The organism is Streptomyces sp. NPDC058457 (assembly GCF_042720695.1).
In the GTDB taxonomy this organism is placed as follows: Bacteria; Actinomycetota; Actinomycetes; order Streptomycetales; family Streptomycetaceae; genus Streptomyces.
Window position 1 is genome coordinate 60,273 of the sequence record NZ_JBHXLU010000012.1, and the last position, 17,548, is coordinate 77,820.

Below are 17,548 nucleotides of genomic sequence, written 5' to 3' on the forward strand. Positions count from 1 at the left end.
AGAAAATGTCCAAGCACACGCTCTCCGTCCTGGTGGAGAACAAGCCGGGCATCCTCGCCCGGATCGCGGCGCTGTTCTCCCGCCGCGGCTTCAACATCGACTCGCTCGCCGTCGGGGTCACCGAGCACGCCGACATCTCCCGCATCACGATCGTGGTGAGCGTCGAAGCCCTGCCGCTGGAGCAGGTCACCAAGCAGCTCAACAAGCTCGTCGAGGTGCTCAAGATCGTCGAACTGGAGCCGGGTTCGGCCGTTCAGCGGGAACTCGTTCTGGTGAAGGTGCGCGCCGACAACGAGACGCGCTCCCAGATCGTCGAGATCGTCCAGCTGTTCCGCGCCAAGACCGTCGACGTCTCCCCGGAGGCCGTCACCATCGAGGCCACCGGCAGCAGCGAGAAGCTGACCGCCATGCTCAAGATGCTGGAGCCGTTCGGCATCAAGGAGCTGGTGCAGTCCGGCACCATCGCGATCGGGCGCGGGGCCCGTTCGATCACCGACCGGTCGCTGCGCGCCCTCGACCGATCTGCGTAAGGCTTGAGCAAGGCTTGACACGGGCGGCCGACGGTCGTTCGCGGCGCGCCGACCGCCCGTATACCGAGACCCCGAGACTTCCCTTCCGCCCGCCGTCATACGGTGGGACGCAACACCTGCACACCAAGGAGAGAACCCAAAGTGGCCGAGCTGTTCTACGACGCCGACGCCGACCTGTCCATCATCCAGGGCCGCAAGGTCGCGGTCATCGGCTACGGCAGCCAGGGTCACGCCCACGCCCTGTCGCTGCGCGACTCGGGTGTCGACGTGCGTGTCGGTCTGCACGAGGGCTCCAAGTCCAAGGCGAAGGCCGAGGAGCAGGGCCTGCGCGTGGTGACCCCGGCCGAGGCCGCCGCCGAGGCCGACGTCATCATGATCCTGGTCCCGGACCCGATCCAGGCCCAGGTCTACGAGGAGTCCATCGCCCCCAACCTGAACGACGGCGACGCGCTGTTCTTCGGCCACGGCCTGAACATCCGCTTCGGCTTCATCAAGCCCCCGGCCGGCGTCGACGTCTGCATGGTCGCCCCCAAGGGCCCGGGCCACCTGGTCCGCCGCCAGTACGAGGAAGGCCGCGGCGTGCCCTGCATCGTGGCCGTCGAGCAGGACGCCACCGGCAACGGCTTCGCGCTCGCCCTGTCGTACGCCAAGGGCATCGGCGGCACCCGCGCCGGCGTCATCAAGACGACCTTCACCGAGGAGACCGAGACCGACCTGTTCGGCGAGCAGGCCGTCCTCTGCGGTGGTACCTCCGCCCTGGTCAAGGCCGGTTTCGAGACCCTCGTCGAGGCCGGTTACCAGCCGGAGATCGCCTACTTCGAGTGCCTCCACGAGCTGAAGCTCATCGTCGACCTGATGTACGAGGGCGGCCTGGAGAAGATGCGCTGGTCGGTCTCCGAGACCGCCGAGTGGGGCGACTACGTCACCGGCCCGCGGATCATCACCGACGCCACCAAGGCCGAGATGAAGCAGATCCTCGCCGAGATCCAGGACGGCACCTTCGCCAACAACTGGATGGACGAGTACCACGGCGGTCTGAAGAAGTACAACGAGTACAAGAAGCAGGACTCCGAGCACCTGCTGGAGACCACCGGCAAGCAGCTGCGCAAGCTGATGTCCTGGGTGAACGAAGACGCGTGAGCCCCAGGTGACAGGGCCGGGGCGAGCTGCCCCGGCCCTGTTGTCCGCCCCGTCGAATCTCGGACGGGTGATCCTTCCGCAGAGGCGCAGGACGCCCTCCGCCACGGCACTACACTGCCGTACTACATACGCGTCAGGCCCACAGCGTCGTGCGTCTCCACGCGGCTAGCCAACCTCCACCGCCTGCGGCCGTCGGGACGGCCGTCCGCATTGGACCTGTGAGGACTCACGTGAGCTCGAAACCTGTCGTACTCATCGCTGAAGAGCTGTCGCCCGCCACCGTCGACGCGCTGGGCCCGGACTTCGAGATCCGGCACACCAACGGAGCAGACCGAGCCGAGCTGCTCCCCGCCATCGCCGACGTGGACGCGATCCTGATCCGCTCCGCCACCAAGGTCGACGCCGAGGCCATCGCCGCGGCCAAGAAGCTGAAGGTCGTCGCACGAGCCGGCGTCGGCCTGGACAACGTCGACGTCTCCGCCGCCACCAAGGCCGGCGTGATGGTCGTCAACGCCCCTACCTCCAACATCGTGACCGCCGCCGAGCTGGCCTGCGGTCTGCTGATCTCCAGCGCCCGCCACATCCCGCAGGCCAACTCGGCGCTGAAGAACGGCGAGTGGAAGCGCAGCAAGTACACCGGCGTCGAGCTCGCCGAGAAGACCCTCGGTGTCGTCGGCCTCGGCCGCATCGGCGCCCTGGTCGCGCAGCGCATGTCCGCCTTCGGCATGAAGGTCGTCGCCTACGACCCCTACATCCAGCCCGCCCGCGCCGCCCAGATGGGCGTCAAGGTGCTGTCCCTGGACGAGCTGCTCGAAGTCGCCGACTTCATCACCGTGCACCTTCCGAAGACCCCCGAGACGGTCGGTCTGATCGGCGACGAGGCGCTGCGCAAGGTCAAGCCGTCGGTGCGGATCGTCAACGCCGCGCGCGGTGGCATCGTCGACGAGGAGGCGCTGTACGCGGCGCTCAAGGAGGGCCGGGTCGCCGGCGCCGGCCTCGACGTCTACACCAAGGAGCCGTGCACCGACTCCCCGCTGTTCGAGCTCGACCAGGTCGTCTGCACCCCGCACCTCGGTGCCTCCACCGACGAGGCCCAGGAGAAGGCGGGCATCGCGGTCGCCAGGTCCGTCCGCCTCGCCCTCGCCGGCGAACTGGTCCCGGACGCGGTCAACGTCCAGGGCGGGGTCATCGCCGAGGACGTCAAGCCGGGCCTGCCCCTTGCAGAGCGCCTCGGCCGCATCTTCACCGCGCTCGCCGGCGAGGTCGCGGTCCGCCTCGACGTCGAGGTCTACGGCGAGATCACCCAGCACGACGTGAAGGTGCTGGAGCTGTCCGCGCTCAAGGGTGTCTTCGAGGACGTCGTCGACGAGACGGTGTCGTACGTCAACGCGCCGCTGTTCGCGCAGGAGCGCGGCGTCGAGGTCCGCCTCACCACCAGCTCGGAGTCGGCCGACCACCGCAACGTCGTCACCGTGCGCGGCACCCTCGGCAACGGCGAGGAGGTCTCGGTCTCCGGCACGCTGTCCGGCCCGAAGAACCTCCAGAAGATCGTCGCGGTCGGCGACTACGACGTCGACCTCGCGATCGCCGACCACCTGCTGGTGCTGCGGTACGAGGACCGGCCCGGTGTTGTCGGCACCGTCGGCCGCATTCTGGGGGAGGCCGGGATCAACATCGCCGGTATGCAGGTGTCCCGCGCGGTGGCGGGCGGCGAGGCGCTCGCCGTTCTCACCGTCGACGACACGGTGGCCTCCGGCGTGCTGGCCGAGGTGGAAGCGGAGATCGGGGCGACGTCGGCTCGTTCGGTGAACCTGGTCTGATTTTTCTGCCCATCCGCCCACCCGACTCGGTGGGCTGGAAGGCTCGCGTCATGTCCTCAAACGCCGGACGGGCTGAGTAGATCAGCCCGTCCGGCGTTTGCATGGTCACCTCCTGCGCAGCTGTATGGTCACCTCCTGCGCAGCGTCACCGCCGCCCCCACCGCCGTCAGCGTCAGCAGCACCGCCCCCGCGATCGCCGCCCCCTGCATCCCGCTGGTGAACGCCTCCCGGGCGGAGCGGGTCAGGGCCTCTCCCGCGGGCCCCGGCAGCCGGGCCGCCGTCGCCAGCGCGCCGCCCAGCGTCTCGCGGGCCCCGGCCGGGGCCGTGGCCGGCATCTCGTGGCGGTAGACCGCCGTACCGATCGAGCCAAGCACGGCCATGCCGAGCGCACCGCCGAGCTCCGCGGCCGTCTCAAGCAGCGAGGACGCCGTCCCGGCCCGCTCCACCGGCGCGCCGGTCAGCGCGAGGTCGGTCAGCTGGGACACGATCGCGACCATCCCGCAGGCGAGGACACCGGCCCCGGTCAGCACCAGCCACAGTGAGTCGGTGCCGACCAGGGCGAGCAGCACGAACCCGGCCGCCATGGCCGCGAAGCCGCCGGCGACGACGTACCCCCGGTCGGCGCCCCGCTGCACCAGCTGTGCCGTGAGCGGCCCCGCGACCCCGATGAACACCGAGGGCAGCAGACTCCACAGCGCCGCCGCGAGCGGGCTCATGCCGAGGACCGACTGGATGTACTGCGTGGTGAAGATCGCCGAGCCCAGCATGGCGAGCGAGGCGACGAGGTTCAGGACCAGCGCCGGGGTGAAACCACGGCCCTTCAGCAGGGCCGGCGGGATCAGCGGGGAGCCGGTGGTGCGCTGACGGTGCACGAAGAGGGCGGCGAAGAGCAGGCCGACGGTGATCGAGACGACGTAGAGCGGGTGCCAGCCCTCGGAGGGGATCTCCTTGACGCCGTAGACCACTGGGAGCACGGCGGCCATCGAGAGCGGGACGCTCAGCCAGTCGAAGCGGCCGGGGGAGGGGTTCCTGGACTCCGGGAGCAGGACCGGGCCGAGGAGCAGGAGCAGCGCCATCGCCGGGAGGTTCACCAGGAAGACCGAGCCCCACCAGAAGTGCTCGACGAGGATCCCGCTCATCACCGAGCCGAGCGCGATCCCGCTGGTCATCACCCCGGACCACAGGCCGATCGCCTTCGCGCGCTGGCCGGGGTCGGTGAACATCGTGCGCAGCAGGGCCATCGTCGACGGCATCAGGGTCGCCCCGCCGATGCCGAGGACCGCGCGGGCGGCGATCAGGGTCCCGGCGCTGTCCGCGTACGCGGCGAGCAGCGAGGCGCCGCCGAAGGCCGCGGCTCCCACGAGGAGGAGGCGACGGCGGCCGATGCGGTCGCCCAGTGCGCCCATCGTCATCAGCAGGCCGGCCAGGACGAAGCCGTAGATGTCGAGGATCCACAGCTGCTGGGTGCCGGTCGGCCGCAGGTCCGCGCCGATCGCCGGGAGGGCGAAGTAGAGGACCGAGACGTCCATCGAGACCAGGAGCAGCGGAAGCATCAGCACGCCGAGCGCGGTCCTCCCCCAGAGGGGGGACCCCCAGCGGCGCCCGGCCAGAGAGGCGGCGGTCGGTGGTGCGGTGGTGCTCGTCGGGTTCGTCATGCCAGGGAATATACGAGCGTCTTAAACGCTTGTCTAGAACGCTTGTATAATTCATGCGTCTAGGACGGTTGTATGGATCCCGGATAGGGTGGTTCGCATGGGACACCGTGAGGATCTGCTGGAAGGCGCCAAGCGCTGCCTGCTGGAGAAGGGGTTCGCGCGGACGACGGCGCGCGACGTCGTCAGGGAGTCGGGGACCAACCTCGCCTCGATCGGCTACCACTACGGCTCCAAGGACGCGCTGCTCGCGCAGGCCTACATCGCACTGGTGGAGGAGATGTCCTTCGACGGCGGCGACGGGAGGCTGACCGGAGCGCCCGGCTCCCTCGAACGGTTCCGGGAGGTGTGGTCGAACATCGTCGACAGCATGCGCGGGCCCGGCTCGATGTGGCGGCTCAGCGTGGAGATCGTGACGATGGGCGATCAGATGCCGGAGGTGCGCGACCAGTTGGCGCGCGCCCAGCGCGAGGGCGGCCGGGGGCTGACCTCGCTGCTGATGGGCGTACCGGAGGAGGAGGTCTCCGACGAGACCGCCGACACCCTCGGCCGCTTCTACATGACCCTGATGTCCGGCCTCATCTCGCAGTGGACCTTCGACCCGAAGACCGCGCCCGACGGCGACGCGCTCGCCGAGGGGCTGCGCCAGATCGTCGAGGCCGCGACCCGGAGTTGACGCGGCGGATGCGTCGACAGCCGTGTGGCGCCGGTGCGCCGGGTCAGCCGAGCGGGTACGTCACCACGGCTCGGGCCGGGAACCGGAGCGCGTCTCCGTACAGCGGGGAGCGCTCGACGGTGACCCGGACGCCGCCGGCGGAGTCGTAGTACCAGACGGGGCTCTGCAGGGCGGGCCCGCACAGGCCGTCCGGAAGCCGGTACGGCTCGCCGGCCACGCCGACGCTGCCATGGCTCTTCTCGAAGAGGTCCGCGCCCGCCGGCACGATGCCCGCGCTGCGCAGGTAGTCCGAGAGCAGACCGCTCCGGAAGGACAGGACGGCACTGCCGTTCCGGGTGAAGTAGTGGACGTCGGAGGCGTCGGAGGGAATCGGCGTGCCGTGGACGAGGATCCGGTCCGGCAGCCGCTGGTCGCTTCCGGCGCAGGCCCGTTCGTCGCCGAGCGGGTGGGGCAGGTCGTCCCGGAAGAGCCAGACGGCTCCGGCGGCGAGCCCCGTCAGGGCGAGCCCCGCGATCCCCAGGGCGGCCGACCGACGGCCCGGCCGGGGCCGCTCGCCCGCGCCGCCCTCCGCCGCCGGCGGCGGAGCTGCCGCCTCGCCGTGCCGTATGTCCGGACCCGGATCGCCCATGCCCGCCCCCGCCGACATTCCTGATGATTCTTGATGTGAACACGCGGAGCATACGCCGACCGGCATCCGCGCCACCCCACCGTTTCCACCGCGCCCGACGGGGCGGACTTCAGGCCAGCCGGGCCCCCTTCAGCGCCATGTGCAGCAGCAGGCGGTCCTCACCGTCGTCCAGGTCGAGGCCGGTGAGCTGCTCGACGCGGGACAGGCGGTAGTACAGGGTCTGCCGGTGGATGCCGAGCACGGTGGCCGTGCGGCCCGCCTGGCCCGCGTGGTCGAGGTAGACCTCGGCGGTGCGGGCCAGTTCGTGGTGGGCCGGGGCGAGAAGGGGGGCGACGGCCCGGTCGCGGGACGCCTCCGGTGGCAGCGCGGTCAGCAGGCGGTACGGGCCGATGTCCGCCCACTGCGCGACCGGCCCGAACCGCGGCTCCGCCAGCGCGGCCCGGGCGGCCGCCGACGCCTCCTGCCAGACCGCGCCCAGCTCGGCCAGCCCGGTCCGGGCCTCGCCCACGCCCGCGGCGCAGTGCTGCGCGGCCGGGACCGGCCCGGCGAGTCCCGCGGCCACGGCCGCCGCCGTCCGCGCCCCGGCGCCGCGCGCCGCCGCCGACCTGGCCTCCTCCGCCTCCTTGAGCAGACGGGCGGCGGCCGTCAGGGCCGGGGTGGCCGTGTCCGTACTGCGCAGCCGGACCAGCACGGCCAGGCTGTGACCGGTGGCCCCCCAGGGCAGCGCGCACAGCGCGGTGGCGTGCGGGACCGTGCGCGGGGACGGGGCGTCGTCCGGGTCGGCGGACGGCCAGGGCGCGACACAGACCAGCGTGTGCGGGCCGTCCGCGCGGGCGCCGAGGGCCGTACGGAGCTCGGCCACCGCCATGTCCCGCTGCCAGCCGCTCTCCGCGACCAGCACCGCCCGGAGCTCCCGGCCGAGGCCCGCCCCCGCCTGCGCCTCGTCCGCGAGCAGCGCCCCGATCCGCCCGGCCACCCCCATGGCCGCGGCCAGCTGGGCGTCCGTCGGGCCCGGATCGTCGTCGAGGAGCCAGACGTAGCCGAGGACGACACCCCGATGGCGTACCGGCAGACAGATCCGCCCCCGGTACACCCCGGCCTCCGGGGTCGGCGGGATCCGGACCGGTCCGGTCGCGCGGGTGATGCCGAAGCCCTCGAACCAGGTGCGGACCGCCGCCGTGGAGCGCCGGGTCAGGATCGAGCGGGTGCGGACCGGGTCCAGCGCCGACGGATCGAGGTCGCCCTCACTGTCGTACGCCCCGAAGGCGATCAGCTCGAAGTCGCGGTTCTCCAGGGTCGCCGGGACGCCCAGCAGCTCCGAGATCTCGTCGACCAGCTCCTGGTAGTCACCCTTGAATTCCGACGTCACCCGGGCATTCTCCCGCAATTCCCGACCGCCTTCATACATCTGTCTGAGATCTGCGGCACGGATGCGTGACAGCTGTCGATGGCCCACGATCGGAGGGATCCTTGACTATCACGGTGGTTCCCCGTGCCGTATCCAAATCGTCGGATCGCGGCCTGTCGGCATGTGTTGTGGAGGTGCCCCGTGCTGGGTCCCGTGATTCTGGCCGCGTCGCGCAGCGACCGGATGCGACGTCTGATCTCGGCGGCCCCGGTGACGAAGCAGGTCGTCGACCGCTTCATCCCCGGCGAGTCGGTCGCCGACATCGTCCCGGTCATCGAGGAGCTGACGGGCCGCGGCCTGGAGCTGACGATGGACGTCGTCGGCGAGGACATCACCACCCCGGAGCAGGCCACCGCCGCCCGGGACGCCTACCTCGCGCTCGTCGAGCGGCTGAAGGACCTCGGCCTCGGCGAGCGCGTCGAGATGTCGGTGAAGCTGTCGATGTTCGGCCAGGCCCTGGACGGGGGCCACGAACTGGCCCTTGCCAACGTCCGCCCGGTCGTCGAGGCCGCCGCCGCCATCGGTACGACCGTCACCCTCGACGCCGAGGACCACACCACCCTCGACTCGATGTTCGCCATCCACGAGGAGCTGCGCCGGGACTTCCCGCAGACCGGCTGCGTCATCCAGGCCTACCTCTTCCGCACCGAGGCCGACGCCCGCCGCCTCGCCGAGGCCGGCAGCCGCGTCCGCCTGGTCAAGGGCGCCTACAAGGAGCCCGCCGAGGTCGCCTACCAGCAGAAGCACGAGATCGACAAGGCGTACGTGCGGATCCTGCGGACCCTGATGGAGGGCGAGGGGTACCCGATGGTCGGCTCCCACGACCCGCGCCTCATCTCCATCGCCCAGGAGCTCGCCCGGCGCGCCGGCCGCAAGCCCGACGAGTACGAGTTCCAGATGCTGTACGGCATCCGCAGCGACGAACACCTGCGCCTCGCCGCCGAGGGTCACCGGATGCGCGTCTACACCGCCTACGGCACCGACTGGTACGGCTACTTCATGCGCAGGCTGGCGGAGAAGCCGGCGAACCTGCGCTTCTTCGTCCGCTCCATGCTCAGCAAGGGCTGAGGCGCCGCCCTCCCGCCCGCCGCCCTGCAACACCCGCTCACGTACAAGGAGTTACGGATCCCATGGACGCTGTGACCCAGGTCCCCACCCCCGTCAACGAGCCGGTGCACGGCTACGCCCCCGGCTCGCCCGAGCGCACCCGCCTTGAGGCGAAGCTCAAGGAGCTCGCCGAGAACCCGATCGAGCTGCCGATGACCATCGGCGGCGAGAAGCGGCTCGGCGGCGGCGAGCCCTTCCAGGTCGTGCAGCCGCACCACCACAAGGCCGTCATCGGCACCGGGCACCACGCCACCCAGCAGGACGCCCGGGACGCGATCGACGCGGCCCTCGCCGCCGCGCCCGCCTGGCGCGCGATGTCCTTCGACGACCGCGCCGCGATCATCCTGCGCGCCGCCGAACTGCTGGCCGGCCCCTGGCGCGAGACCATCGCCGCCTCCACCATGCTCGGCCAGTCCAAGACCGCCCAGCAGGCCGAGATCGACAGCCCCTGCGAGCTGGTCGACTTCTGGCGGTTCAACGTCCACTACGCCCGCCAGATCCTGGCCGAGCAGCCCCCGGCCAACTCCCCGGGCGTCTGGAACCGCCTCGACCACCGCCCGCTGGAGGGCTTCGTCTACGCGATCACGCCGTTCAACTTCAGCGCGATCGCCGGCAACCTGCCCACCGCGCCCGCGCTGATGGGCAACGTCGTGGTCTGGAAGCCGTCCCCGACCCAGACCCACGCGGCCGTGCTGCTCATGCAGCTGCTGGAGGAGGCGGGTCTCCCCGAGGGCGTCATCAACCTCGTCACCGGTGACGGCATCGAGGTCTCCGAGGTCGCCCTCGAACACCGCGACCTGGCCGGCATCCACTTCACCGGTTCCACCAGGACCTTCCAGTACCTGTGGAAGACGGTCGGCAACAACATCGAGAAGTACCGCTCCTACCCGCGTCTGGTGGGCGAGACCGGCGGCAAGGACTTCCTCGTCGCCCACCCGAGCGCCGACCGGGCCGTGCTCAAGACGGCGCTCACCCGCGGTGCCTTCGAATACCAGGGCCAGAAGTGCTCGGCGACCTCCCGGGCGTACATTCCCGCGTCCATCTGGAACGACGGTTTCCGCGAGGAGTTCGCCGCCGAGGTCGACTACCTGACCATGGGTGACGTCACCGACCTGTCGAACTTCATCGGCGCCGTGATCGACGACCGCGCCTTCGCCAAGAACAAGGCCGCGATCGACCGTGCGAAGACCGACCCGTCCTGCGAGATCGTCGCGGGCGGCTCCTACGACGACTCGGTCGGCTACTTCGTCCGCCCGACGGTCGTGGTCTGCAGCGACCCGGAGAACGAGGTCTTCCGCACCGAGTACTTCGGCCCGTTCCTCGCCGTGCACGTCTACGAGGACGACAAGTACGACGAGATGCTGACCCAGATGGAGTCGGTGTCGGACTACGCGCTCACCGGCTCGGTCGTGGCCAACGACCGCGCGGCGGCGGCCTACACGATGGAGAAGCTGCGCTACGCGGCCGGCAACTTCTACATCAACGACAAGTCGACCGGCGCCGTCGTCGGCCAGCAGCCCTTCGGCGGCGGCCGCTCCTCCGGCACCAACGACAAGGCCGGCGCCCCGCAGAACCTGCTGCGCTGGACCCTGACCCGTGCGATCAAGGAGACGCTGGTCGCGCCGACCGACTACGCGTACCCGCACATGGGCTGAGCCTCAGCCCCTCCCCGAGCACGGGCCGGGAAGCCTGACCCACGAGCAGGCTTCCCGGCCCGTTCCCATGGGCGGATCCGGTCCGTGCCGCCCGCCGCAGTCAGTCCGTGGGCGTCGTCGCGTCCCTGAACCCGGCCTCGGCCCCGGTGTCCGGCGCCGCCGACAGGATCACGATCTTCAGCTCCGAGTCGCCGTCCGTCAGGACGTCGCAGTCCACCGGAACCGGCCCCGCCCTCGGATGCTCGACCGTCTTGCGGTCCTCGCGGTGGGCTGCCACCGTGCCGCTCGCCCACATCCGGGCGAACCGCTCGTTGCCCTGGGACAGTTCCCTGATCAGCTCCGCCAGCCGGGCGTCCCGCGGAAAGCGGCCGGTCGCGCGGCGCAGGTCGGAGACGACGGCGAGGTCCGAGCCGTCCACGTCGTCGACGTGCACCGGCCACCAGGTGACACGGGCGTCCGCGGTGCCGACCGGGAACCGCTCCCGGGCGAAGTTGCGCAGCTCCGGCGGTGTGGCCGACGGATCACCGAGGAGCGCGGCCCAGCGGGCGTTCCAGCAGAGCAGTTGCCAGTGCGCGGTGAACACGGCGACCGCGACGTCCCCGAGCCGGCCGAGCACGCGGCACACACTCGGCGGGAGGTCGTCGGGGATCGGACCGCCGTCCGGCGGGACCAGGCCTGCCATGCGGTAGAGGTGCTCGCGCTCGTCGGCGGTCAGCCGCAGGGCACGGGACAGGGCGGCGACCACCTGCCCGGACGGCGCCGTGGCCCGGCCCTGCTCCAGACGTACGACGTAGTCCACCGACACCCCGGCCAGCTCTGCGAGTTCCTCGCGGCGCAGCCCTGTCGCACGGCGGGCCCGGCCGGTCTCCGGCACCCCCACGGCGGCCGGCGACAGCCGCTCCCGCCAGGCCCGGATCGTCGGGCCCAGACCGGCTTCCTCTTTCCTGGCCATGACCTCCATCCTGCCCCAACCCGGTGATCCTGGTAATGCCGTTCCTACGGTCCGGGCGTCCCTGGCAGCGGCTCCGCGCCGGGCAGACGATCGACGCATGACCATCACCTTCATCACCGGGGCCAACAAGGGCCTCGGCCGTGAGACCGCCCGCCGCCTCGCCGGACTCGGCCACACCGTGCTCGTCGGTGCCCGCGACCCGGAGCGGGGCGCGGCGGCCGCCGACGCGCTAGGCGCGCGGTTCGTCCGGATCGACGTCACCGACGACGCCTCGGTCGCCGCCGCGGCCGCCGACGTCGCCGCCCACGAGGGCCGGATCGACGTACTGATCAACAACGCCGGCGTGGCAGGCCCGCACGGCGACCCGGGCGAGCTCACCGCCGCCGACGCCCTCGCCGTCTTCGACGTCAACCTCTTCGGCGTCATCCGCACGACCACCGCGTTCCTGCCACTGCTGCGCCGGTCGGCGGGCCCCGTCGTCGTCAACGTCAGCAGCGGACTGGGGTCGGTCGCCGTCACCCATGACCCGGCCCGCGTCGAGTCCACGGTCGTGGCGCCGCTCTACAACTCCTCCAAGGCGGCCCTCGTCATGCTCACCACCCAGTACGCCAAGGCCTTCAAGGACATCCGCGTCAACGCCGTCGACCCCGGGTACACGGCGACCGACCTCAACGCCCACAGCGGTCCGCAGACCGTCGCCGAGGGCACCGACGCGATCGTCCGCCTCGCCACCGAGCCGTCCGGCGCCGGCACGGGCCGCTTCGTCGACCGCCACGGCCCTGTCGCCTGGTAGTCCGTACGGCCCCGTCGCCCGGTGGTCCCGTACGACACTGGGGCCATGTCTCTGCGCATCGCCCACACCGCCGACCTCGCCCCCGCCGACCTGCGCGCCGCCCGCGCCCTGCTGCACGAGGCGTTCGGCGGGGACTTCGCCGACACCGACTGGGAGCACGGCCTGGGCGGCCTGCACGCCCTCGTCCACGACGAGGCCGGGCTCGCCGCCCACGGCTCCGTCGTCATGCGCCGCGCCCGGCACCGGGGCCGCTGGCTGCGCGTCGGCTACGTCGAGGCGGTGGGCGTACGTCCCGACGCCCGCCGCCGGGGCCTCGGCGGGCAGGTGCTGGCGGCGCTGGAGGGGGTCGTCGACCGGGCGTACGACCTCGGTGCGCTGTCCGCCAGCGAGGACGGGGCCCGGCTCTACACCGCCCGGGGCTGGCGGCGGTGGGACGGCCGGGTCTGTGCCGTGTCCCCGGAGGAGGGGATCGTGCGGCTCGCGGACGAGGAGGGGGACGTGTACGTGTGGCCCGGCCTCGCCGGGGACGTCCTCGACCCCGCCCACGAGCTGATCTTCGACTGGCGGGACGGCGACGTCATGTAACCCGTTCGCCCCATCCGTCTCAACCGTCAAATCCCCAGCTCACAGCCGGGTGACCGGCTTCGCCGTCTCAGATAGTAGGAAGTCCGAGTAATTGTGCAGACAGAAGCGGGCCGCTCCCTTATTTTTGTAGGAGCCGAACGTCTCGCTCGATCAAGCGAATGGCGGTCGTGAGCCGGGCCCCGTGCAGGCAACCCCTGCGGCACCGCTCCCCGCCCCTTCCGGCGTCTCGTATCCCCCCTGCCGTACTCCATGTACGTCGAAGGAGTCGATTCCCATGGCCGAGACGACCGTCCGCCGCCGAGTCCGCCACGTGTCCCGCACGAGCGAGTCCGACCGCAAGAACGCCGCCGCCGCCCTCCAGCGCGCCCTCGACCGCCGCGACAACGGCGGCGAGACCGGCCACTGATCGGCCGCCGAGCACACGGCACCCACGCCGGTAACACGTGTAACACCTCCCTCGACGGGAGCCGCACCCGCACGGGGTACGGCGCGGCCGGGACAGCCGCGCCGTACCCTGCGGATCACTGCCCGCGCCGTACCTCGAAGTGGTCGATCCGCGCACCGCTCTGCGCCAGCGCCGACACCTTCAGCCTCGGGGCCGTACCCGCCTCCGCCTCGACCTTGAGGAAGGAGAAGCCGGTGTACCGCACCCGCGACCACTCCACCGTCTCCGCCACGTTGTGCTGCCCCTTGGCCCAGTGGAAGCTGTCCACCGCGTCGTGCCGGGTGACGTGCCCCTCGTAGCTGTCCCTGGCCCCCGAGGGGAACCCGTACAGGTTCCGCCCGCCGCCGCCCGCCGTGACGTAGACGATCCCGTCCCGGGCCGGGTCGGTCGAGCCGCCGACCGGGACCGCGCGGCCGACCCCGCCGCCCCGCACCGCGTCCGTGCGCTCGTAGACGTGGTTGTGCCCGTTGATCACCAGGTCCACCTGGTACTTGGTGAACAGCGGCAGCCAGGCCGCCCGGATCCCGCCGTCGGAGGCGTGCGAGGACGTCGAGTACGCGCAGTGGTGGAAGAAGACGACGACGAAGTCCACGCCCTTCGCCGCCCGCAGCTCCTTCAGCTTCTTCTCCAGCCACCCGGTCTGCCGCCCGCCGCTGTAGCCGAGGTTGGCGGGGATCTCGTACGACACGTCGTTCGCGTCCAGCGCCACGAAGCCGACGTTGCCGTAGGTGAACGCGTACACGCCCGGTGCGCCGTGCGGGTCGAAGCCGTTGTCCGGGAGGGCGAAGCGGGCGTACTGGCCGCCGTAGCCGTCGGGGGAGTACCAGGCCTCCATGTCGTGGTTGCCGGTCGTCACCATCCACGGGACGGACCGAGCCACCGGGTCGTTCTGCGTCAGGAACCGGTCCCACTCACGGGCGTCGTAGCCGTCCGAGGTCTTCCCGGCGCCGTTGCCGTCCGCGTAGCAGATGTCGCCGGCGTGCAGGTGGAAGGCGGGGTTCTGCTTCAGCAGCGCGTTGTCACTGGCCTTCCCGGCCTGGCTGACGCCCTGGTCGCCGAAGGCCGTGAACACGAACTTCTCCGGACTCGCGGGCGCGGTGCGGAACGGGGTGATGGTGGCGCGGTGGTTCGGGGCGGCCGGGTCCCAGCCGTCGTGGCCGACGCCGTAGTAGTAGGTCCTGCCGGGGGTGAGGCCGTCCAGGGCCGCGTGGACGTAGTACTGCTCGACCACCGGGCGCACCCCCTGCACCCCGGGCGTGTGCAGATGCCGGATCTCCGCGCCGACGCGTGTGCCCAGCTCGTCCGGGCGCGTCCCGATCCGTACGAACGGTTTCTTCACCGCGAACGGCACCTGCCAGGAGATCCGCATCTGCGTCCGCGGGTCGGCGCCGAAGGCGAGATGGCGGCCGAACGGCACGACCGCCGCGCCGTGCACCGCCGAGGTCGCCGGTGCCGGGCTCGCCGACTTCGCCGATGTCCTGGAGCAGCCGGTGACCAGCCCGCCGCCCGCCACCGCGCCCGCCGTCACCAGGGTGCGGCGGCTCACCAGCCGGGCGCGCAGGTACTCGTACTGCTCGGCCATGCTCATCCGGGCGGCCAGCCGCGGCGGGATGCCGAAGTCGGGGATGTCCATAATCGAAAAGCTGCCCAGCGCAGGCCAACACCAGCCACACATACGGGTGAACGCCGGTCGACGGGACGACGTGCCGTGTCCGTATGCCGGACACTCCATGTCATTCCATGGGACGAGGAGTAGGGTGCCGACATGTCTCGCAGCATTGATCTCGCAGTGATTCCCGGTGACGGCATCGGGCAGGAAGTCGTGGCCGAAGGCCTCAAGGTCCTCTCCGCCGTCCTCCCGGAGGACGTGAAGCTGGAGACCAAGGAGTACGACTTCGGCGCCAAGCGTTACCACGCCACCGGTGAGACCCTCACCGACGCCGACCTCGACGCGCTGAAGCAGCACGACGTCATCCTGCTGGGCGCCATCGGCGACCCGAGCGTCCCCTCCGGCGTCCTGGAGCGCGGCTTTCTGCTGAAGCTCCGCTTCGCCTTCGACCACCACGTCAACCTGCGTCCGTCGAAGCTGCTCCCGGGTGTCGCCACCCCGCTGGCCGGCGAGCCGCAGATCGACTTCGTCGTCGTCCGCGAGGGCACCGAGGGCCCGTACACCGGCAACGGGGGCACCATCCGCAAGGGCACCGAGCACGAGGTCGCCACCGAGGTGTCCGTGAACACGGCCTTCGGTGTCGAGCGCGTTGTCCGGGACGCCTTCGCCCGCGCCCAGGCCCGCCCGCGCAAGAAGCTCACGCTGGTCCACAAGAACAACGTGCTGACCTTCGCCGGGCACCTGTGGACGAACACCTTCAACAAGGTCGCCGCGGACTTCCCCGAGGTCGCGACGGACTACATCCACGTCGACGCGGCGACGATCTACCTCGTCACCGACCCCGGTCGCTTCGACGTCATCGTCACCGACAACCTCTTCGGCGACATCATCACCGACCTCGCCGCGGCCGTCTCCGGCGGCATCGGCGTCGCGGCGAGCGGGAACATCAACCCGAGCGGTGAGTTCCCGTCCATGTTCGAGCCGGTGCACGGTTCCGCGCCCGACATCGCCGGCCAGGGCAAGGCCGACCCCACCGCCACGGTCCTGTCCGTCGCCCTGCTGCTCCGCCACCTCGGCTACGAGGCCGAGGCCGCCCGTATCGACGAGGCCGTCACCGCCGACCTCACCGAGCGCCAGGGCAAGCCCGCCCGCTCCACCTCGGAGATCGGCGACGCGCTCGCCGTACGAGTAGCCGGCTGACCCGCCGAGCCACTCGAAGTACTTCGAAGCCGCCGGGTCGCACACGCACCCGGTGGCTTCCCCATGCCTGCCGCCGGGTGCCACCATCTACCCCGGTCCGCATTCACCCCGATTCCTTCCACCCCGGCCCCCGCGCGATAATCGAACGCGGAGCCGCCATGAGGGAATGCTCGGACGTCCTAGGACAAGGGTGTGAGCGCGGCCCATCACTACAACCGGTGAAGGACACCTACTCATGACGACGCCCACGATCGAGCTCAAGCCGTCCGCGCACCCGCTGCCCGCCGCGGAGCGGCAGGCGATCCTGGCCAACCCCGGATTCGGCCGCCACTTCACCGACCACATGGTGACGATCAAGTGGACCGAGGGCCGCGGCTGGCACGACGGCCAGCTCGTTCCGTACGCGCCGATCCCCCTCGACCCGGCCACCAACGTCCTGCACTACGCCCAGGAGATCTTCGAGGGCCTGAAGGCCTACCGCGGCCCCGACGGCTCGGTGGCCACCTTCCGCCCCGACCAGAACGCCAAGCGTTTCCAGCGTTCCGCCCGCCGGCTCGCCATGCCCGAGCTGCCGGTGGAGACCTTCATCGAGGCCTGTGACCTGCTGGTCCAGCAGGACAAGGAGTGGGTCCCGGCCCACGGTGGCGAGGAATCCCTCTACCTGCGCCCCTTCATGATCGCCACCGAGGTCGGCCTGGGCGTCAAGCCGGCCAACGAGTACCTCTTCCTGGTCATCGCCTCCCCGGCCGGCGCCTACTTCCCCGGCGGGGTCAGGCCGGTCTCCATCTGGGCCTCCGAGGACCGCGTCCGCGCCGTCCCCGGCGGCATGGGCGACGCCAAGACCGGCGGCAACTACGCGGCCTCCCTGCTCGCCCAGGCCGAGGCCGCCGCCCAGGGCTGCGACCAGGTCTGCTACCTCGACGCGGTCGAGCACAAGTGGGTCGAGGAGCTCGGCGGCATGAACCTGTACTTCGTGTACGGAGACAAGATCGTCACCCCGACCCTCACCGGTTCGATCCTCGAAGGCGTCACCCGCGACTCCCTCCTCACCGTCGCCCGCGACCTCGGCTACGAGTCGGAGGAGGCCCGCGTCTCCATCGAGCAGTGGCAGCGCGACTCCGAGAACGGCACCCTCACCGAGGTCTTCGCCTGCGGTACCGCCGCGGTGATCACCCCGGTCGGCACGGTCAAGCGCACGAACGCCGAGTGGCAGCAGTCGGGCGGCGAGCCCGGCGAGGTCACCCTCAAGCTCCGCGAGGCGCTTCTCGACATCCAGCGCGGCACGGTGGAGGACAAGCACGGCTGGATGCACCGGCTCGGCTGATCCGGCCGGTCACACCACCGGTCG

16 protein-coding genes are annotated in these 17,548 nt (G+C 71.1%); 11 read left to right on the forward strand and 5 right to left on the reverse strand.

Annotation, left to right across the window (positions count from 1 at the left end; genetic code table 11):
- Window positions 1-5: 5 nt before the first annotated feature.
- The 3 genes from ilvN to serA all read left to right on the forward strand — a co-directional run bounded on the left by ilvN (window position 6) and on the right by serA (window position 3,490).
- Complete coding sequence (ilvN, locus tag ACFWPS_RS12935; protein WP_046726929.1) at window positions 6-530, forward strand: acetolactate synthase small subunit; 525 nt, start codon at window positions 6-8, stop codon at window positions 528-530.
- Window positions 531-671: 141 nt separating this feature from the next.
- Window positions 672-1,670: a ketol-acid reductoisomerase gene (gene ilvC, locus ACFWPS_RS12940; RefSeq protein ID WP_089098583.1), complete on the forward strand. Its 999-nt coding sequence runs from the start codon at window positions 672-674 to the stop codon at window positions 1,668-1,670.
- Between the two features lie 230 nt (window positions 1,671-1,900).
- Window positions 1,901-3,490, forward strand: a complete 1,590-nt coding sequence (serA, locus tag ACFWPS_RS12945; protein WP_350786784.1) for a phosphoglycerate dehydrogenase — start codon at window positions 1,901-1,903, stop codon at window positions 3,488-3,490.
- Window positions 3,491-3,618: 128 nt separating this feature from the next.
- Here the strand turns inward: serA and ACFWPS_RS12950 are convergent, their stop codons facing one another.
- The gene (locus ACFWPS_RS12950) at window positions 3,619-5,145 is read right to left on the reverse strand and encodes an MFS transporter (RefSeq protein ID WP_383704162.1); all 1,527 of its coding nucleotides are present in this window, start codon (window positions 5,143-5,145) and stop codon (window positions 3,619-3,621) included.
- Between the two features lie 97 nt (window positions 5,146-5,242).
- On the opposite strand from ACFWPS_RS12950, the gene ACFWPS_RS12955 reads away from it, so the two are divergent.
- Complete coding sequence (locus tag ACFWPS_RS12955; RefSeq protein WP_383704164.1) at window positions 5,243-5,818, forward strand: TetR/AcrR family transcriptional regulator; 576 nt, start codon at window positions 5,243-5,245, stop codon at window positions 5,816-5,818.
- Between the two features lie 43 nt (window positions 5,819-5,861).
- Here ACFWPS_RS12955 and ACFWPS_RS12960 read toward each other — a convergent pair whose 3' ends face one another.
- Together ACFWPS_RS12960 and ACFWPS_RS12965 are read right to left on the reverse strand one after the other, a co-directional pair.
- Complete coding sequence (locus tag ACFWPS_RS12960; protein ID WP_383704166.1) at window positions 5,862-6,446, reverse strand: hypothetical protein; 585 nt, start codon at window positions 6,444-6,446, stop codon at window positions 5,862-5,864.
- Window positions 6,447-6,555: 109 nt separating this feature from the next.
- On the reverse strand, window positions 6,556-7,854 hold the full coding sequence (locus ACFWPS_RS12965) for a PucR family transcriptional regulator (RefSeq protein WP_383704168.1): 1,299 nt from the start codon (window positions 7,852-7,854) through the stop codon (window positions 6,556-6,558).
- Between the two features lie 141 nt (window positions 7,855-7,995).
- Here ACFWPS_RS12965 and ACFWPS_RS12970 point away from each other — a divergent pair, with 141 nt between their 5' ends.
- Window positions 7,996-8,922: a proline dehydrogenase family protein gene (locus tag ACFWPS_RS12970; RefSeq protein WP_383704170.1), complete on the forward strand. Its 927-nt coding sequence runs from the start codon at window positions 7,996-7,998 to the stop codon at window positions 8,920-8,922.
- Between the two features lie 62 nt (window positions 8,923-8,984).
- Complete coding sequence (gene pruA / locus ACFWPS_RS12975) at window positions 8,985-10,616, forward strand: L-glutamate gamma-semialdehyde dehydrogenase (RefSeq protein WP_383704172.1); 1,632 nt, start codon at window positions 8,985-8,987, stop codon at window positions 10,614-10,616.
- A 100-nt stretch (window positions 10,617-10,716) separates the two neighbouring features.
- Here pruA and ACFWPS_RS12980 read toward each other — a convergent pair whose 3' ends face one another.
- Window positions 10,717-11,577 carry a helix-turn-helix transcriptional regulator gene (locus ACFWPS_RS12980; protein ID WP_383704174.1) on the reverse strand — a complete coding sequence of 287 codons (861 nt, stop codon included), beginning with the start codon at window positions 11,575-11,577 and terminating at the stop codon, window positions 10,717-10,719.
- Window positions 11,578-11,665: 88 nt separating this feature from the next.
- On the opposite strand from ACFWPS_RS12980, the gene ACFWPS_RS12985 reads away from it, so the two are divergent.
- From ACFWPS_RS12985 to ACFWPS_RS12995, 3 genes are all read left to right on the forward strand, one after another.
- Window positions 11,666-12,361: an SDR family NAD(P)-dependent oxidoreductase gene (locus tag ACFWPS_RS12985; RefSeq protein ID WP_383704176.1), complete on the forward strand. Its 696-nt coding sequence runs from the start codon at window positions 11,666-11,668 to the stop codon at window positions 12,359-12,361.
- A gap of 45 nt (window positions 12,362-12,406) precedes the next feature.
- On the forward strand, window positions 12,407-12,946 hold the full coding sequence (locus tag ACFWPS_RS12990; RefSeq protein WP_383704178.1) for a GNAT family N-acetyltransferase: 540 nt from the start codon (window positions 12,407-12,409) through the stop codon (window positions 12,944-12,946).
- A gap of 274 nt (window positions 12,947-13,220) precedes the next feature.
- A complete protein-coding gene (locus ACFWPS_RS12995) occupies window positions 13,221-13,352 on the forward strand; it encodes a hypothetical protein (protein WP_015493350.1) in 132 nt (43 codons plus the stop codon).
- Window positions 13,353-13,467: 115 nt separating this feature from the next.
- Here the strand turns inward: ACFWPS_RS12995 and ACFWPS_RS13000 are convergent, their stop codons facing one another.
- Window positions 13,468-15,024, reverse strand: a complete 1,557-nt coding sequence (locus tag ACFWPS_RS13000; protein WP_383704180.1) for a purple acid phosphatase family protein — start codon at window positions 15,022-15,024, stop codon at window positions 13,468-13,470.
- A 132-nt stretch (window positions 15,025-15,156) separates the two neighbouring features.
- Between ACFWPS_RS13000 and ACFWPS_RS13005 the strand changes: the two genes are divergently transcribed.
- Together ACFWPS_RS13005 and ACFWPS_RS13010 are read left to right on the forward strand one after the other, a co-directional pair.
- Entirely contained in the window at window positions 15,157-16,200 is a 1,044-nt protein-coding gene (locus ACFWPS_RS13005; protein WP_383704182.1) for a 3-isopropylmalate dehydrogenase, read from the forward strand.
- Between the two features lie 235 nt (window positions 16,201-16,435).
- Entirely contained in the window at window positions 16,436-17,524 is a 1,089-nt protein-coding gene (locus tag ACFWPS_RS13010) for a branched-chain amino acid aminotransferase (RefSeq protein WP_383704184.1), read from the forward strand.
- Window positions 17,525-17,548 lie beyond the last annotated feature (24 nt).

Bases quoted from the DNA above. Each gene is read 5' to 3' on its own strand.
- ilvN (WP_046726929.1), top strand. From the start codon at position 6: ATGTCCAAGCACACGCTCTCCGTCCTGGTGGAGAACAAGCCGGGCATC.
- ACFWPS_RS12950 (WP_383704162.1), bottom strand. From the start codon at position 5,145: ATGACGAACCCGACGAGCACCACCGCACCACCGACCGCCGCCTCTCTG.
- ACFWPS_RS12955 (WP_383704164.1), top strand. From the start codon at position 5,243: ATGGGACACCGTGAGGATCTGCTGGAAGGCGCCAAGCGCTGCCTGCTG.
- ACFWPS_RS12960 (WP_383704166.1), bottom strand. From the start codon at position 6,446: ATGGGCGATCCGGGTCCGGACATACGGCACGGCGAGGCGGCAGCTCCG.
- ACFWPS_RS12965 (WP_383704168.1), bottom strand. From the start codon at position 7,854: ATGTATGAAGGCGGTCGGGAATTGCGGGAGAATGCCCGGGTGACGTCG.
- pruA (WP_383704172.1), top strand. From the start codon at position 8,985: ATGGACGCTGTGACCCAGGTCCCCACCCCCGTCAACGAGCCGGTGCAC.
- ACFWPS_RS12980 (WP_383704174.1), bottom strand. From the start codon at position 11,577: ATGGAGGTCATGGCCAGGAAAGAGGAAGCCGGTCTGGGCCCGACGATC.
- ACFWPS_RS12985 (WP_383704176.1), top strand. From the start codon at position 11,666: ATGACCATCACCTTCATCACCGGGGCCAACAAGGGCCTCGGCCGTGAG.
- ACFWPS_RS12990 (WP_383704178.1), top strand. From the start codon at position 12,407: ATGTCTCTGCGCATCGCCCACACCGCCGACCTCGCCCCCGCCGACCTG.
- ACFWPS_RS12995 (WP_015493350.1), top strand. From the start codon at position 13,221: ATGGCCGAGACGACCGTCCGCCGCCGAGTCCGCCACGTGTCCCGCACG.
- ACFWPS_RS13000 (WP_383704180.1), bottom strand. From the start codon at position 15,024: ATGGACATCCCCGACTTCGGCATCCCGCCGCGGCTGGCCGCCCGGATG.
- ACFWPS_RS13005 (WP_383704182.1), top strand. From the start codon at position 15,157: ATGTCTCGCAGCATTGATCTCGCAGTGATTCCCGGTGACGGCATCGGG.
- ACFWPS_RS13010 (WP_383704184.1), top strand. From the start codon at position 16,436: ATGACGACGCCCACGATCGAGCTCAAGCCGTCCGCGCACCCGCTGCCC.